Raw genomic sequence first — 17,760 nt, 5'->3', positions numbered from 1 at the left:
TCGAAGTCCAATTCCATTTTCCGGAAAGGAACAAACAATTCTTTTTTCAATGGGTAATAGGAGCGGCCTCCAGAAAAGAAGGCCGCGTGTTTAGGTTAGTATGCTTTTGCTCTAAGAGCAGCAATTCTTTCTTCTAGAGGAGGGTGGGTTGCAAATAAGGAAGCAAGTCCTCCGGCTCTATTTGAAATTTTCAAAGCGGCGATGTTTTCTCCTCTTTGATCGACTGGATCTCTATTGAAAGCTACTTTTAATCTTTCTAAAGCAGAGATCATGCTAGATCTTCCGGCTAATTTTGCACCACCAGCATCTGCGCGATACTCTCTGGCTCTGGAAACATAAGCCACAACAATGGAACCTAAAAGTCCAAAGGCCACCATCAAAAGTTGTCTGATCATAAACTCCATAAAGAATCCACCACTGGATCCTCTATCATCATTACGATTCAATTGAGAAATGATAACTTTAGCTACGATCCAAGCGAAGAAGATCACGAACGAGTTGACCACACCTTGTACCAATGTCATGGTCACCATGTCTCCATTGGCTACGTGAGAAAGTTCGTGTCCTAAAACTCCATCCAATTCTTCGCTATCCATTCCATTCAAGAGCCCGGTGGAAACAGCAACTAATGCGCTATTTCTGCTAGGACCAGTAGCGAATGCGTTTATCTCAGGAGATTCGTAATATCCAACTTCTGGCATAGGAAGTCCAGCCGCCTGCGCCAATCTTTGCACTCTAGTTAAAAGATCTCTTTGCCATCCGGATGCGTTTCTAGGATCTATGACTTGGACTCCCATGGAGGACTTTACCATAAACTTGGAAAGCAACAAGGAAACGAATGCACCTCCCATACCCCAGATTGTTGCCAATAGAAGGGTAGTAGCGTAAGGCATTCCGGACTTGGCTAAATATACATCCAATCCAGAAAGTCTGAGTAGTAATCCGATCGTGAAGATTACCGCGATATTAGTAAGCGCGAATAATCCAAATCTGCGAAAAAGCGCCATAGGCGAACAGTTCTCCTTTTTAGAAGTTTTTTAGGCCTCGGTAACTCCGTGCCCGCCGGTCTTCTAAATTCCGGTAATGGTTAGACCGCTCTAGGTTCCTTCTTTAAGAAAGAAGCTAGAAGAAAAAGTCCCGCAAGTAATAAATATGCCCAAACAAATGGACCCAGGTTTAGCTGAAAAGAGTTCAAAATTGCGTTTCCAGCCAAGGAATAAGAATGTATAAATCCTGTTCCAGCAAGGAATGCACCCACCAAACTTGCTATTATCGCCTTCTTAAAATCTCTATCGATCACAAATGTTGCGATCGCAGCCCAAACCATAGAAGAAAGTAAAAATCCTTGGGATAAACTTAACAATCCACCGAGTGAATACGGAAAAATCGGCTGATCTAAAGGCACTGTAGAAAGCCAGATATTCTGGGTTTTAGAAGCTGCTTCTGTTCCTTCTATCGCTTTTGCAAGAATTGGAGCCGCATAATTGAATGCACTTTGGATCATCAAAACTCCCCAACCAGCAAGAGCAGGAAGAAGTCCAAGCACAACCGCAGGTGCGTGTCTAGTAGGTGTAGCTTCGAATGCTTGCGCACCGATTACGATACCAATCCAAAGTACGATTGCCATTCCAGCTTCGACTGGGATGAGAGCACATACAAAACTAACCAACCCGAAGAAAGCAATCAAAGTCATAAAAATTCCGTTTAAACTGGAATAACCTGATCTTGCTCCGAGCGCTTTCCAACCTGGATGGCCAATATAAATTGTAGTAGGGAAAGGAGATCCGAATAAAGAGCCAACAATTGTTCCAACACCATTCATCATGAGTGAATTTCTGGTATTGTATTTATCTCCAGCTGCTTCTGCAGATTCAATATTTTGTAATGAACCGATTACGTTAAAAATTCCCATCGGTAATATCACAGATAAATATTCTCTGATACCGATTTGGCTCCAAGCTTCGAATAGATCTCCACCGCTCCAAACTGGAAAATTAAATCCAAAATCGATAGAGGAGTGTAAGGCAGCTCCATCCATCATTTGTTTCCCAGTGATATGGGGAAGATACCAAGCAAGTAGGGTTCCTACAATCACAGAGATAAGTCCACCCGGGATCTTAAATGGAAATACCACTCTTCCAAAGTATTGCAGTAGTATAATTCCGAAAGGAACGAATGCGACCAGTGGATTTAAGAATGTACGGACTAAAAAGTCCATGGAGATAAATGTAAGTGCAATCCCAGCAAGTGCAGAAAGAAGTGCTGCTCTTGGAGTTGCTTTACGGATCTTCTCCGCAATAAATGCTCCAAAAAATTCGATCAAACCTGATACAAAACTTGCAAGAAGTCCAATAGACCAAGCTGCTTTATAACTATTCGTTTTTTGATAAACCGGGAACATTACGAAAAATACGAATGCAAATAAGGACACAGTATTGATCCCGTAAGGTAATGCAGTTACGTCACTTCTGTTTTCTGAGATCGAAAGTTGCCTTGCTTGCCATGCGTAAAAAAGATTTCCTACAAGTAGAGAGATTGCAGCTCCTGGAATGACCACTCTGAATACGAAATCCTGAGGCATTCCACAAAAGCCGATACATAAAGCTACTAGAACCAAAATTTGGATCAGGTTATCGATCATCAGTCCGAAGAATCCATCCAGGTCCCCGGCAACAAACCATTTGTATTTGCTCATTTCTTTGTTTTACTCCCGAAGTCTACTTGGATTACATTATCTTTTCGTTTAGAAGATCCGGATTCAGGATCGGAAACTTCTTCTTTGGTTTCTGCCGTAGACACGTCCTCTTTTTTAGGAGGTAGTTCCGGTTTACCTAAATAGATTCTCATTTGAGTGACAGTTTGTTGGGATTTGTCGAAATATCTGAAAATTCCGTCCCAGGGTAGAAAGACTTCTTCCCAGGTATAGCCGAACTGAAGTTCTGCATAGACCCATTCTTCTTCTATTTTGATATCTCTTGCGGCGCGGGGTCCTATGACTAGGATGATACCTGATTCTGGCTCTTCTCCCACTAGTCCTCTTTTTCCAATTTTTAGATCTGGATGAGGCATTACGTGTACGTAAAAGGTGCCGAACCTTTCCCAGTACACCGAGAAGAGTTGTTTTTTGAATTCTCGAAGTGCTTGTATGTCTTCTAAATTCGGACTATCCATCATTTTTCAACTTACGCGAGGATTCCTCGCTGATATATTCTTTATGTATTTTGTATTCAGGCACGAGAGTCTTAAAAGATGAGAAAATCTCATCTTCTCGATCTGATTTAGCTGCTTCTAATAAAGAGTTAAATCTGGCCTGGAAGCTGCTAGGATCTCCTTCCTCTAAGGGGGCTGCAATCCTGATTTTTGGATGATGTGTTTTTTTGATCCCTTCTAGATCTAACAGCAGTTCTTCGAATAGTTTTTCTCCAGGTCTTAAACCTGTGAACACAATTGGAATATCTGTATAAGGCCTGAATCCTGAAAGTCGGATCATATCTTCTGCAAGATTCAGTATGCGGATCGGTTCTCCCATATCTAGGAGAAAAATTTCTTCCTTCTCCCCCATAGCAGCTGCTTGCAAAACCAATTGTGTAGCTTCCGGGATTGTCATAAAATAACGGATAATATCAGGATGGGTCACAGTCACAGGACCACCATTACTGATCTGTTCTCTGAATCTAGGAATAACTGAACCACTGGAGCCTAACACGTTACCAAATCTTACTGTGATAAATTTTGTTTTGGTACCTTGGGAGATCGCCTGCAGATATAATTCTGCAACTCTCTTAGAGGCGCCCATTATGTTTACTGGATTGACCGCCTTGTCTGTGGAAATTAAAACAAAACGTTCGGTGCCATAAATTCTAGAAATATCTGCTAAGTTCTTAGTTCCTAGTACATTATTTAAAACTGCTTCGGATGGATTGATCTCCATCATAGGAACATGTTTATAAGCTGCAGAATGAAATACTACTTGAGGACGATCCGATTCAAAAACGGAACCTATCCTGAGTGGATTTTTAATATCTGCGATCACCGCTCTGAATTGGATCCCGCTATCTTTAAAAACTTTTCTTAGTTCGTAATCTATTTCGTAAAGGGGAGTTTCTGCAGAATCGAGTAGGATCATTTTTGCTGGATGGAATACTGCAACTTGTCTGCATAATTCGCTTCCGATGGATCCGCCTGCTCCGGAAATTAATACTGTTTTACCAGCAATATAAGAACGAATAGATTCTATTTCCAGATCTACAACTGGGCGACCTAGTACGTCTTCTACCCGGATCTCTCTTAATTGTTGTACTTTTGGAGGATCGAAAAATAAAGAACCCAAAGAGGGAAGGATCTTAAAATCTACATTTTCGGATTCGAAACTTTTGATAAGTTTACCGATCTGTTTTCCGTCCGGATTGCTAAATGCAATCAGAACCTTTTTGATTTCCAGAGAACGGATCAGAGATTCTGCTTGGTCAATTTTTCCGAGGACTGGTACACCTTGAATATGTGCTCCAATCTTGGATTCGTCGTCGTCCAAAAGGCCTAAGGGGAGAAGGTTTAGATCATTATGCCTTCTTAATTCCGTAAGAAGTGTAGCTCCCGTTTTTCCGGCACCTAAAATCAGTGTTGGAATTCCATCCCCCTGTTTTTTGCGTAGAATGTACTGATCTCTTACTAATCTCCAAGAAAGGCTGCGAATACACAAAAATCCTAAAAGAAGAAGTGTATCTATTACAGGGATCATTCTGGAAAGATGTTCGAATCCGTTATAGAATAATAGTGCGGTATTTGAGATCAGTGAAGAAAGTACTGTGGTCTTGATAATTTCCACCAGGTCGTGGATGGAAGCGTATGCCCAAATTGATCTGTAAATATTCGAAAATAGAAATACTAGAGAACGACAGACCACTACGATCAAAAGTGGAATAAAAAAGTCGTTAGGTTCCTGTAGAAATACAGTGGATTCGAAACGAATCAGATGGGCTAGAAAATAGGAGAGGATCATGAAGCTTAAATCCAGAGGGAAGAGAAGGCTTCGACGATTCCATTGTCCCATTAAGTAAAAAAAATGTCGCTCTTGAGTAAAAGTCCAATCTTTTTAAAGTTTTTTAGGTTGCTTAAAAACCCGATCTGATTCGAAACTTTAAAGGGCTTTTTTCTAGTGAAAGAATTGATCGTCAATTTACAAGGCAAACTGGATTCCTTACTCGGAAACTCTTTCCGAGAAAAAACGGATCCTCTACTTCGAAGTGAGCCCCATAAAATTCTTCTCGATGCCAGAGACCTACAAGTCTGGGACGAGAACGGTTTACTTTCCCTCAAAAATTCTTCTCTCTCTCATTTGAGTTCCAAATATGCCGCCTGCGGATTGTCCGAAAGTCTCATGGGAGATTGGAATCGTCTTGGGCTCCGAGAAAAAATCCCGTACTTCAAAACTAGAGAAGAAGCAAAATATTATTTAGTCTCCGGTCAAAATGTAGATCCCAGTTTTGAACCTAACGAAAGTACTACGGCCTGTCCTGCTTGTCTCCAGATCTTGAGAGTACAAGGAAAAGGAAACTACCGTTGTCCGTCCTGCGACCATACCTTCTACCTGACCGCAGACTATAGAACGGCTAGTTACGAGAAATTATTCTAATCCATTCGGAAATAAATTTCCAAATTTTATAGGCTTGCCAGAAAAAATTCAGACTGGTGCTGTTACTATTATATGGGTACACAAACTTCGCACAAGCATAGTTTCGGGCAAAAATTCCTAGATCTTACTCTAGTTCTTCCGAGATTATTTTATTCCGGGATCCGAGCAAAACTCGCCTGGTTTACTGGAAGTCTGATCGTTCTGACCATTCTAATACTTTCCTTTATTTATGTGAGACAACAGACAGAAATTCTCACTGATAGTTACGATAGAGAAGCTGCTATTTCCAGAAAATATATCTCTTCTCTCGTTTTGGAATTGGATAATATTTCCCAAAGTTTGATCCGTATCGAAGAATTTCGCGACCGGGTCAGCAAACAAACAGAAGCATTAAAAAAATATAAAACAACCAAAACCGTAGTCCAGGAAAAGAAGGTCTCTTTTTTCGGGATCAAAACTAGTTTATTCGGTGCTTTGGGAAAAAATACGGTCCGTAAAACTTTAGATACGTATTACTCAGCTTATCTCTCCAAGGATGATATTCAAGTTTTAGAAAAAAACATCCGCCTACAACTTCAACAAGGTGGGGAAGAAGTAGTTAATGATAAAGAGTTTGCTCGCCTACAAGGTTTAGCTAAAAAATTCGTATTTGTAGATAGAGAGGCGGGACTTGTAAGAAAGCGTCTAGGCGAGTTAAAAGAAAATCAAGAAAAACCAGATCAGACTGAGATCTCCGCCGCAGAAGAAGAACTTCGTAAAAAATCACTTCTCGCACGAAAACTTAGATCTGAGTTGGATGAGAATATTGTATCCATTCTTGCAGATTCCAAAAAAAGAAAGATCAAAGAATTGGGATTAGATACGGGCAGATTTAGGATCCAAACATTTCCAGTTTCAGGTATCATTCCTGGCGAAGCTTCAGAGCCTACATTAGATACTAAAATTTTTGATTCAGAATCTTCTTTGAACCAAGCTCCTATGGAAGAAAATTTGGAAGAAGGATTAAAATCTGCATTAAGTTCTCTTTTAGAAGGCGCAGGAGTTTTAGGAGAGATACGTCCTACTTCTTTCCAACAAAATGGATTAGAGTTACAGGCTCTATATTCCCCTCATTTTAGAAATCCGGCATCTACAGAAAGAGCTAAACTTTTAGAATCCAGAAGAAGTACACTCGGAGCTTGGACTAATTATTTAAGAGAAGAACAGGAAATACTATCAGAACTTTCTAAAATTCCTCCTATCTTAGAAACCAGACTAAAAGAGTTGAAAGAGAAAAAACCTCCGATCCCTCCTTTCAAAGATAAAGAATTTAAGAACCAATATACAAAATACGCAGCATTAATACGTAAAAGAAATTTATTATACGCAACGTATCTTCGCAATAATCCTCCTAAAGAAGAGGAAGAATTGGAAGTAGAATCTTTTGGTTCTATCAGAGACTCCGCTTTAGAGGATCAGATCCTACTCAGATTCAGACCAGATGGTTCCGATTATGGGAAATCTGTTCAATCGGAAGAAGGAAAAGAAACTTTCCAAAAACGTTGGAATTCCGTCAGAGAATGGATCTATTCGGGAGAAAGTGAAACTCCTACTGCAAAATTAAAAGCGCTCTTTCCAGATGGGATCATCGGAAACAGTAGAACAGAAGCAGAACAAATTCTTTGGAAATTAGACTCAACACCTTTAATTTCAGAAGTTTCAGAAGATCTTCCAACAGTCGTTCTCGCTTCTAACTTTTCAGGAGTGATCCGAACCGTAGTGGATAGAACAGAAGGTTTGGAATCTATTCGTCGCAATAGAGACAGGGCTGTACTTTCTGCATTAGGTATTTGCGGATTTTCGATCTTCTTAGCTGTATTCATCTCTGGGTTTGTAGTCCAAAAGATCAAACGTCTGATTAGAAATGCAGAACAAGTAGGAAAAGGAAATCTAAACGTAGAATTCGAACAGGGTGGAAGCGACGAATTCGGAAATCTTTCTGTTGCACTCAACCAAATGGTGACCGGTCTTAGGGAAAGAGAAAAGATAAAAGGTATCTTAGGAAGTATGATCGATCCTGTAGTGATCGGTGAGGCAATGAAAGATCTTGCGGCCCTCAAAAGAGGTACCGAAAAAAGGGTGACCGCATTCTTCTCTGATGTAGCAGGTTTTTCGAATATTAGTGAAAAGTTAAGTTCTGTAGAATTATCTGAACTTCTAAACGAATATCTTTCTGCAATGACTTTGATCCTAAAAGATCATGACGGCGTTTTGGATAAGTATATCGGGGACGCGATCGTAGGAATTTTTAACGCACCTGTAGATGTAGAAGGTCATTGTTTAAAAGCAACTCGAGCTTCTATCAAAATGTTAGATAAATTGGAAGAATTACGATCTGGTTGGAAGAAGGGCCAAAAATATATTCCAGACGCAAGAGATATGCAGATCCGGATCGGTCTGAACACTGGACTCGCCAAAGTTGGATTCATGGGAACTGATGCTCTCGCATCTTATACTATGATGGGAGACACAGTAAACCTTGCGGCTCGTTTAGAAGCTGCAGGTAAAGATTATGGGGTTTCCATTTTAGTTTCAGACTCAGTTCATTCTGAAATTAAGGATTCTATTTTTACAAGAAAACTAGACTTAGTTCGTGTAAAAGGTAAGAATGAGCCAGTGATCTTGTACGAGGCAATTTCAGAATTGAAAGGTGTTGCTTCCGCTAAAAAAGAAATCATCGGTTTATATGAAGAGGGTTTAGCATTATACATAGATCGCAAATGGGATCCTGCTGTTAAAAAATTCAAAGAATCTGAAAAAGCAAAAGGTAAAGAAGACAAAGCTGTTCAATTACTTGTAGAAAGATGTAATGAGTATAAAAAAACTCCACCTCCAACTTCTTGGGATGGAGTGTATACTAGAGATCATAAGTGATTTTAACTTAGTTTAAAACCGGTTAATCTTTCAAAACGGTTTCGGAGAGAATATTCTAAAAGTTTTTCTTCCGAAACCAAAAACGCAGATCGTTTTGCTCTAGTGATCGCAGTATATAAAATTTCCTTTTTGAATAGTTCTAGAGAGACTTCTTCCGTATTTAGATCTGCCGGGTCAGGTGGATAAATAATAAAAACTGAATCATATTCTGAACCTTGGGACTTGTGGACTGTAATTGCAAATGCAGGCTCATGAGGAGGGAGAGTATCTAATGCAAAATCTCGGATCTCTCCTTCTATAAAAAATAATGCTCTGAGTTCATTTCCTCCATCTGGAGTGGCGACCTCTAGAACGAGACCAGTATCTCCATTATAAACTCCTCTTACTCTATCGTTTTTTGTAATAAGAATCGGAAGTCCTGAAAAATAAGTTTTGGTCCCGATCTGTATCAAATTTCCTTTTTTATGATGTAGAATTAGTTCTGTTAATTCTTTATTGATAAATTCACTTCCGAAAATCCCATTTCTAAGAATTGTAAGTATTTTAAATCGATTTAGATCTTTATTTAAATATTCTTTTAATTCTTGAGGAGAATTCGGATTGGGAAGTTTAGAAAATATAGGAAGAATTTTATCTTCTGCAGTTCTTTTCAAAAATTCCTTCCATTCTTTTTTGTAGTCTAATCGGATCTGATAAAAACCTTTTAGATCTTCTTTGGTAGAGCCTGGAAAAATTGGATCTAATTGTAAAGATTTAGGAAGATTCTCTTGGAATTCTTTTAAAGAAACATTGTCTTTTACACAAAGCTCTGCCGCTTTAGAAATGGAAGAAAATTCTTCCTCTTGTCTATGGCTCGTTCTTAATTCTATTAGGTTTTCCGAATTTAGTTTTTTTAAAGATTTGACCAAGTCTGATAAAACTGCACCAGCTTCTACACTAGGTAACTGATTCGGATCGCCTAAAATTATTAATCTAAAGTTTTCAGAACCGATAGGTAGAGCTTCCATCAATCTATACATCATATGCAAATCAACCATCGACACTTCATCCATGATGATGACTCGATAGGGGAGTGGAAAATGTTTGCCGTATTTATAATTTCTTTTTCTAGGATTATATTCTAAAAGCCTATGTAACGTAGAAGTTGGGATTTCAGAAATAGAATCATCTAATTTGTTTTTTGTTCGCAAATTTGAGATCGTATTCTCTAGGGATTCTTTTAATCTTTTGGCAGCTCTTCCTGTAGGGGCTGCAAGTCCGATCTGTTTAAAATTATAGCCTAAACGCAAAAGTCCCCGGATCACATTTGCAACTACAGTCGTTTTTCCAGTTCCTGGCCCGCCTGTAAGAACAAAAAATGGATGTTGAAGAGCTTTTTCTAATGCTACTTTTTGTTCTCCTTCTCCACAAAGAATATATTCTTTATTTCCTCTTTTGATAGATAGTGGATTGGTCGAAATGAGTTCTTTTAAGACTTCCTGTATTTTTTCGGACTTTGTGGCCACGCTCGCCTTAAGTAAGTTTTCAAAACCTTTTTCAACTTCAGTTAGCTGCCTAAACACTTTAGAAAAATATAATAAATTATCTCTTCCTTTGAATAATATATCGGAAATTGTATCATTTTCAAAAAATGGGACCGCGAGATTCCCAGTTTTGGATGCCTGGATTAAAGAAAGATTCCAGGAGAATAAAACTTCGTATGGAATTTCTTTTGTATAAGTTAAAAATTCCTTAGTGAGAAATCCAGCATATTCCCTGTCTAAAATTGTTTCGAGGGATTCTTCGTTCATTCTTTTTCCGCCGAAATTCTATTTTTCAAATCCAAGGTCTCTTTTATTTTTTCTTTGGAGATTTTCACAAATTCAGGATCTATATTTTGATAAAAAATCCCTCTCCCCGGTCTGTTCGGATCTGTTCCTCTGAGGAATACAAAATACATTCCTCCTAAAAGTTTTGGATCATATTCTTTTCCATACTTGAATCTCAACCAATCGTCCAAAACTACGGAATAGATTGCCATCTGCAAAGAATAAGATTCTTGGATTTTTTCTTTCAAATGAGATTCCGAATAAGGATCTTCTCCGAAATTTGCAGAGAGAAGATTGGACTTCCAATCTAAAATCCAATATTTCCCTTCTGAAAGGAATATTAGATCCAAGGTTCCTTTTAATAGATCAGAAACACCGGTTTGTTCAGGGATTTTCAAAAAGAAATCCACCTCATGCTTTCTTTCCAAAGAAGAAATTTCTGAAAGTGAGATGTTTTTTTCCGAATGTGATAACGGAGTTTTGAGAGTATTCCAAAACAATTCAGCAATTTTGTGAGCAAATAATTCTAATTGTTCGGAACTATTCCCATACCCATAAGACTTTAGGATATTCTTGTATGATTTTATATTACTTTCGGGGATTTGTTTTAATGATTTTGCACTTTGATAAACGCTAAAATTTTCTGTTTCCAAAAGTTGGTGGAGCAAGTTTCCCATTTTATTAGAAGAGGGCAGTTCTTCTTCTTTTGATTCTTCCGGTGTTTCGTCCGTTTTAAATGATTTTGTTTCTGAAACCTGGAATCCTAATCCTTCGGAAGTAAAAAATGAGTCCAAAGAAGAATAACTTTCTAGGATGATCTTTCTTTTTTCTGCTTTATCCGGCCAAATTTCTACGGAACGTAAAATTTCAGGTCCTTCTTCTTTTGTCGGGTTCGTTATTAATCCAGAGATGGTTTTATGATCTCTAATCCATTCGTGCTCATATTTTCCTTCTTCATTTTCCCAGAATCTAGCCACAGAAGAATCTTTGGGAAATTCAGATGTAGCAGCATGAAAGGATTTTCGGAATAATTCTAAAGGACGTTTTGGATCTGGCTCTGCAAGTAACGGAAAATAAAATTTGTACATTGCTCGAGTCAAAGCTACGTAGTACAATCTTTTATCTTCGTTAATTGTGTTAAAAACGGAGTCCTCTTCTTTATTGTTTTCCAGATCTATAATACGTTTTTCGTCTTCTCTGTACTCCGAGAATTTTTTTCTTTGTGTACCCCAGCCTGAAAATCCCCCGAATAAAAATACAATTGGAAATTCTAACCCTTTGCAGGAATGGATGGTGAAAATTTTAACTCTATCTTCTTCAGAATCTTTTTCTAAATAATCTTTCTCATCCTCCTTAGATATCATTTTAGATTCTAAATAAGTGATTAACTCTCCTAAAGTTTGGTCGGACTTGGATGCTTTTTCAGTTAAAAAGAAAAATATCTGTTTGAAGTTTGTGATCTTTCTTTCCCAATCCTGCATGGATTCATCTGGAAGGGGAGAAGCTAATCTACTTTCAGTCAGGATAGAACTGAATAGACCTGGAAAGTCTTTTTTGCGGGAAAATTTTCTCCAGGTTTCTAAAAGCATTTTTTCGCCAGATTCTATCGGATACTCTTCATAATTTTGAAGATTTTCAGGTTTCACTCGAAATAGATCTGATATTAATAATTTATAAAATGAATCCCTGCTTCCTTCTTCATCTAAACATTGCAAGATCTCTCTAATTCTAATCGTTTCAGAAGATCCGAATAACCCAGCTTGTTTAGGATAAGTGTATGGAATTCCTCTAGCTTTGAATTGCCTTTTTAAGGACTCGGAATCGTTTTCTCCCCGAACCAAGACTGAAATATCGGACCAGCTTAGTTTTTCAGGAGAAGAATATCCTTCTTTTTTAATATAAATCTCCGATTTCTCAGAAACTAGATGAATTATTTCTTCCGCTAAAAATTTAGAATATTGGTCTTTTAGTCGGTCCGCATTGGTCTCTTTTGAAAGTGAAAATGCATTTATAGAAGCACGATTACTTTTATCTGAATATAAAATTGCCTTTCCCGGGGTCTCAGGAGATTTAACATTTACATATTCTATTGGCAAAAATCCAGTCTCTCCAATAGGGAACCATTCTCCTTTTGCAGTTCCGAAGATAGAATTATAGGAAGAAATAAGTTCAGGTAAAGATCTACGGTTTGTGTCCAACTCCGGATAAACGATAGAAAAATTTGCAAATTTTCCACCGATATCAAATTCTCTTTTTGCAGCTAAATAAGTGCCTAAGTCTGCACCTCTAAAACCGTAAATGGACTGCTTCGCATCTCCAATTAAGAAAAGTTTCCCTTCCGTTTCGATGCCTCCTGATTTTTCTAAGAATAATATTCTGAAAATATTATATTGGTCAGGATCTGTATCTTGGAATTCGTCTATAATTCCGAATCTAAAACGTTTTTTTAACTCCGAAACTAATTCTGGATTTTTCTCCAAGGAATTAGAAAGTCCTAAGATCATATCTCCATATGTGATCGAATTATCTTCTTCCTTGATCTTAACTGAATCTTCCGCAATATCCTCGGCAAGAGAAACTAGGAAAGAAGAAAGAGAAGATTCTAATACGTTTAAACTTAAAGAAAGTTTTCTGATCCTCTCCCTTTCTAACGTATAAGAAAGATATCCGGATTCGCCGGTTGCAGTTTTTAACTCTTCATCCGAAAGAAGAATGGATTCTATTCCGGAACTTTCTCCTCTTTTTAGATTTAAAATCTCTTTGAGAGCTAATGTAAAAGGAAAAGGAGAGAATGGGTCAGAAAAATCTATGAGCTTCTTCAAAGAATCTTGGAATTCTATCTGTCGACTCGAAAGAGCTTTGTACTTATTTGCATTGATCTTCTTTTTAAATGAATCTTGGAATTCTAAAAATTTAGGAAGAATGGATTGGATTTCCGAAAATACATTTTTGATGGAGCTAATCTCAGGAAATTTTTGAGGGCGGGGAAGAAGTTGTATTGAATCTGGAGAAGAAACCTTCTTAACCGCGAGACTGGATACAAAGTTTTCCCAAGTAGTTCCTTGGAATCCGTCATTATAAAAACGATTTGCTTGAGATAATATAAAAGGCAAAAGTTCTTTAGGATATTTCCCGCCAAACTCGTTACGCATTCTTCTGTATAATGCTTTAGAAACTGCAGAAAATTCTTCTATAAGTTCCGAATTTTCAGAACTTCCCGATTCCAAAGAATATTCTTTTAAGATCTTATGTGCAAATCCATGAATGGTAGATATATAAGCCTGATCTAAATGAGAAGCTTGGTTTAAAAAATAATCTAGCTCTTTAGATTCTTCTTCACTTGGGGATTCTATTTTCTCCAATTTGAGGATTGTATTTTTTAATTCTGCCCGGATCCTGCTTTTTAGTTCAGATGCCGCTTTATCTGTATAAGTAAGTACTAATATAGATTCGATACCGAAAGGAATTTTGTCTGAATCTAAAGAAGTCCTGAATGAATCTTTTAGTATTTTCAGAACTAAAAAGACGATTGTATGCGTTTTTCCTGTTCCTGCAGAAGCGCCAATAAAACCGTTTTTAGTAATATCGATTTGGTCTGCGAAAGAGCCAGTCACTGCTTCAAGTTTATTTTTCTGCATAATAAACCTTTTCCAGCGGATGATAAAGTTTTAAGCAAAGATTAAAGTCCTTTTCACTTATATAATTCTGAGGGTAGGGCAGAAGTCGAATGATCTCATCCAAATAAATTCCAGGATCGTACTGAACTGATTCTTGAGCCCAGATTTTATATTCTTGAGAGAATAAATTTAAACTTTTAGGATCGTTTAGATCAATTTCTGATCTATCTGGAAAATCTTCCCAGATCCCTGGAGAAATTAAAGATGTAGATTGATCCGAAAATTCTTGGACTAAATCAGAGAGGAATTTTTTACGATATAATTCTCCTCCTTCTCGATCCATATTCAGTATGGTTGGTTTATCTCCGTATCCGAAAATTGCAGTTACTGATCTTGGAGTGTCTTTAGAAGGAATAAGATCCAGCAATGATTGGATCAAAAATGGCTCTATTAAATTTTTGAATTTTTTCTTAGAGTTTGGATATATGAGCACAATGGTAGAATTTCCGTCAGCTTCCTTTTTCAGGAATACATCTTCTTTTAATCCGTTTATACTAATCTTAGATCCATTCGAAATTTCTAATGGAATAATGGGCAAAGAAAGTAAATTCCCTTTCTTGGGGGATTCTCCGAAAGTAAATCCGGATAAAATTTCTACGTCTGAAAGTATTTCGGAAACTGCTTCCGAAATTTTTCCCACTTTCTCTGATTTAGTTAAAAATTCAGTGTCTCCATAAATTCCTCTTGGAATATTTCCTCTTTTTTTCCAAATCGAGAAAAGTCCTTCCAAAGAATTTTGGATCTCTTTTTCGGTCTTTTTCATAGAATAAGACCATAACTCTTTCATAAATTTGAAATTATCTGAAATTCGGAAGGGTTCCTCTGTTGCAGTTTCGGATTCTGAAATTTCTTCTGTGTACAATCCAAATCGTCTTTGTAAATGATAAGAAAGCGGAGATTTTGCAAATCGAACCAAATCATTCCAATCTACAGTTTCTAAATTCGAAACTTCCTTTTTTACAGAAGAACTAGCCTGGAAATTTCCTAGTACTGTTTTACGATAATATTCTTTATCTTCTTCTTTTCCATAAACTAGGGAAGAAGAAAGATCGAAACTTTTACGGAACTTCTCCGCAAACTTTGAAGAGGAACTTTCTTTTTGGATAAAATATTCTTTGCTATGTTTGTTTAAAGGGATTTTGATCCTAACAGAAGTTTCAGGAGCTAATACATTCTCTTTCAAAGCTTGTTCGAGTAAGAGTAAGGAAGAAGAAGGAGCGATACTTTCGTCTTTTGTAATGTCTTCCGCAACAAATGATAATACCAGACTTTGTTTTGCAGATAAGATTGTTTCGTATAATAAAGACTGATTTAAGCCTCTTACATTTATATCTCCTTCTCTAGGAGCCAAATGTCTTAGATTGAACGCGGAAGTATCGTCTGTTCCAGGGAATAAACCTTCTCCCAATCCTAAAATATAAACATGTAGGAACGGGATCGGGCGCATTGGTTGTAGAGAAGATACTGTAATTCCTCCTGTTAGGTATTGTCCTTTTCGGACCTGGATCTCTCCTCCGGTTTGTTTAAAAAACGCCTCTAAAAACTTAAGTCTGTCTTTAGAATTTTTAGGATCCCATTTTACAGATCTTAATTCATATAATGAATCTATAATATTTTTTTCTAATTCTACTTCAATCGGATTGGAAGAAGGGGAAGAAAATAATTCTCTGAGTAGATCGGATAGAGAATCTATAATTTTTTCGTTAGAAGATTTTGGATCTGAGACTAGTGAGGAAAATTCTTCTAATAAAAAAGATACACGTTTCCAAATTCCTATCCACATTGATACAGAAGAACCTGATCCGGGATCAAAAGGGGAGATAGGAAGATCTTCCTCTTCTTCCGCTGATAATATATTGCCAGCGGCTAAACGTAAAAAACCTTTTCGAAAAGAGAATGCAAGTGGTTGCTCTTCTTCCAAAGAATCATCTTGGTATAATTCTAAGTCTTCAGAAAATTTAGCCCATTCTTCTACCCATGATGGTTGCACTTCCCATTTAGATTGGAAGCAAGGGTTTCTAAGTAATTTGAAAATATCTGCTCTGGATCTTTCCTTAGAGAGTAGAGTAAATAGAGAAAGTATTCCGCTGATATAGGCGCTAGTTTCTGAAGCGAGCACATCTCTTATACTATATGGTAATGTCTTTATTTGGCTGCCGGACTTTTCTGCAAGTTTTGCTTGTATGCCACCTTCGAATACAAACTCCAAGGCTGCTCTATATTGGGAAAGGTCAGAACAGAATATCCCAAAATCGGTTAATTTAGTTTCTTTAGATTCGGATAAGATGGAAAGAATATGATGGAATACTGCTTCTACTTCTCTGACTTTTCCGGGTGCTTCTAAAATTTGTAAACTCTCGTCCGGAAGAAGTCGAGATGATACTTTATATTCAGATCGTCCAAGATATTCTTTGAATTCTGATAAAACAGTTTTTGTTTGTTTTTCTTTTTTAGAAGAATATAAAAATTCTGCTCCTGAAATTTCCCAGGATTTTTTTAAGGAACGAAATGAGTTCGCCCAGTTTCTGCAGATCTGATTTCTTTCTGTTCCGGAAACTAATTCTCCGTCTGGAACCCCGAATTGAAAAACTTCTAAATGAATTTCAGGAAGCAGATTTTGAAAAATCGAAATATACGTACTCGATAGTTGAGACAGTGCAAATAGATACACATTCTTTGGAGAATGTTTTTTGGCCTTGGACTCTAAGCCAAGATTTCGCATTGAATATTGGATCAAAGTTTCTTTAGAAGGATCAGAATTTGTAAGATAAGAATAGAGTTCTTTCTGAAAGAAAAAAATTTCTGATTGGGTGGCAACTTCTTCCCAGATATCTTCTCCAGGTAATCTTAGAAGTGAATATTTTTCTCCTAGCCAGTTTCGGATCCAGTCCTGCCTATGAAGTTCATAATCCTTGAAATATTTTGCCAAACGTCCTGATAGATCTAAAAGCCTTACCGGATCCGGAGTTTTTCTTGCGGAAGGCAAAAGATAGTTTTTAAGGATTGGATATTTTTGAAGAAATTCCTGATCTCGAAGCAAGGTCTCGTAGATCTGGAATTTTCGAGATTCTCCTTGGAGGAACGGTCTAGATTTTGGATCGATCTCAGGAGAAAATTTTTCGAGAAGCAGCTCCTCTAAAAACTTTTCCAAGAACAAAAATCTGATATTAAATACCACGCCGAATCTTTGGACAAGATCCAGGTTCAACCAGGTCTCCATACTCTTGTTCGGGATGATTACCGTTGGAGAATACAATCCATCCTGCCTTGAAATCTCTTCTCTCAAGGATCCGGATAATGCTTCGGACAAGTCCGCAAGATTGTAGGAACTATGGACTCGTATGCTCATCTTCGATCGGTTCTACCAAAAATTATTAAATTACGGACCGGTAAAACAAAGTTTTGGTCCGAGAGGGGAGCTCTTATAGGCTTATAAATCGCCAATTAGAAGTATTTTATCTAATGCGACATAATGCTGATTATCGGAAGTTGGGGATATGGGGAGGATTGATTGAGATTGTTTTGTGTTATTGCGCCCATCCACAGACACTCCAAGAGCTTGGCGAACTTTCGCCCATGTAGCAGATCCTACCAAATTCGTTCTGAAGAATGTCCCGGACTTTATAGTAATATCGATGGCTTCCCGATTTTCTGTGTATACACTCTTGTATACAACATCAGAAGATCAAATTCGATTGTATACAATAGAATTTGTGCAGTATACCAAAAG

General features: G+C 37.5%; 9 protein-coding genes. 2 read left to right on the top strand and 7 right to left on the bottom strand.

The features are described from left to right. Nucleotides 1-95: 95 nt before the first annotated feature. The 4 genes from htpX to EHQ52_RS15800 form a co-directional block, all read right to left on the bottom strand. A complete protein-coding gene (gene htpX, locus EHQ52_RS15815) occupies nt 96-1,007 on the bottom strand; it encodes a protease HtpX (protein ID WP_135616154.1) in 912 nt (303 codons plus the stop codon). Between the two features lie 80 nt (nt 1,008-1,087). Continuing rightward, the gene (locus EHQ52_RS15810; RefSeq protein ID WP_135616153.1) at nt 1,088-2,695 is read right to left on the bottom strand and encodes an NCS2 family permease; all 1,608 of its coding nucleotides are present in this window, start codon (nt 2,693-2,695) and stop codon (nt 1,088-1,090) included. Next, nucleotides 2,692-3,171 (bottom strand): ClpXP protease specificity-enhancing factor SspB, encoded by a 480-nt coding sequence (locus tag EHQ52_RS15805; protein ID WP_135616392.1) that lies wholly within the window; start codon nt 3,169-3,171, stop codon nt 2,692-2,694. The genes EHQ52_RS15810 and EHQ52_RS15805 overlap by 4 nt, the downstream gene beginning before the upstream one ends. Next, the gene (locus tag EHQ52_RS15800) at nt 3,164-5,050 is read right to left on the bottom strand and encodes a polysaccharide biosynthesis protein (protein WP_135616152.1); all 1,887 of its coding nucleotides are present in this window, start codon (nt 5,048-5,050) and stop codon (nt 3,164-3,166) included. The genes EHQ52_RS15805 and EHQ52_RS15800 overlap by 8 nt, the downstream gene beginning before the upstream one ends. 105 nt (nt 5,051-5,155) lie before the next feature. Here EHQ52_RS15800 and EHQ52_RS15795 point away from each other — a divergent pair, with 105 nt between their 5' ends. Then, a complete protein-coding gene (locus EHQ52_RS15795; protein WP_135616151.1) occupies nt 5,156-5,632 on the top strand; it encodes an STAS domain-containing protein in 477 nt (158 codons plus the stop codon). Between the two features lie 72 nt (nt 5,633-5,704). Then, on the top strand, nt 5,705-8,545 hold the full coding sequence (locus EHQ52_RS15790; RefSeq protein ID WP_135616150.1) for an adenylate/guanylate cyclase domain-containing protein: 2,841 nt from the start codon (nt 5,705-5,707) through the stop codon (nt 8,543-8,545). Between the two features lie 2 nt (nt 8,546-8,547). On the opposite strand, the gene recD is transcribed toward EHQ52_RS15790, so the two are convergent. The 3 genes from recD to EHQ52_RS15775 are packed head-to-tail and all read right to left on the bottom strand — an operon-like array spanning nt 8,548 to nt 17,379. Next, nucleotides 8,548-10,335, bottom strand: coding sequence for an exodeoxyribonuclease V subunit alpha (gene recD, locus EHQ52_RS15785; protein ID WP_135616149.1), 1,788 nt, complete (start codon nt 10,333-10,335; stop codon nt 8,548-8,550). After that, nucleotides 10,332-13,991 (bottom strand): UvrD-helicase domain-containing protein, encoded by a 3,660-nt coding sequence (locus EHQ52_RS15780; protein WP_135616148.1) that lies wholly within the window; start codon nt 13,989-13,991, stop codon nt 10,332-10,334. Before EHQ52_RS15780 ends, recD begins: the two co-directional genes overlap by 4 nt. Beyond that, nucleotides 13,978-17,379, bottom strand: coding sequence for an exodeoxyribonuclease V subunit gamma (locus EHQ52_RS15775; RefSeq protein WP_135616147.1), 3,402 nt, complete (start codon nt 17,377-17,379; stop codon nt 13,978-13,980). Before EHQ52_RS15775 ends, EHQ52_RS15780 begins: the two co-directional genes overlap by 14 nt. Nucleotides 17,380-17,760 lie beyond the last annotated feature (381 nt).

Origin of the sequence: Leptospira koniambonensis, from assembly GCF_004769555.1 — a bacterium.
Taxonomy (GTDB): domain Bacteria; phylum Spirochaetota; class Leptospiria; order Leptospirales; family Leptospiraceae; genus Leptospira_B; species Leptospira_B koniambonensis.
This window is presented reverse-complemented; position numbering and strand designations above follow the sequence as displayed.